General features: G+C 64.2%; 1 protein-coding gene. It reads left to right on the forward strand.

Annotation, left to right across the window (positions count from 1 at the left end; all coding sequences use genetic code 11):
- The coding region (locus ACTFO6_RS19105; protein WP_439935914.1) for a hypothetical protein at positions 1 to 257 on the forward strand (257 nt) is incomplete at both ends.

Consider the following 257-nt stretch of genomic DNA (forward strand, 5'->3'; position numbering starts at 1 on the left):
TCAAACCCGACCGCAAGGAGTTTTACGGCCGGGCGGATGTTCTGATCCGCGCTTTCACCGGCGGCGAGCTCGATGCCCGCATCCGCGAGTTGCAGAAAGCCCGTCCCGAGCTTGCATCAGAGTTCGACGCTTACAGCGAGCGGCTCAAAACTCTCGCCCAGTGCCTCAAGCGCGGCGGCGACTACCGCTACGCGGACTGGGAGATCGAAGGCCGCGCGACCGGCGGCGACCCGGATCTCTTCAAGTTCTTCCTCGAG

Source organism: Pelomicrobium sp. G1 (assembly GCF_051905455.1).
Taxonomy (GTDB): Bacteria; Pseudomonadota; Gammaproteobacteria; order Burkholderiales; family UBA6910; genus Pelomicrobium.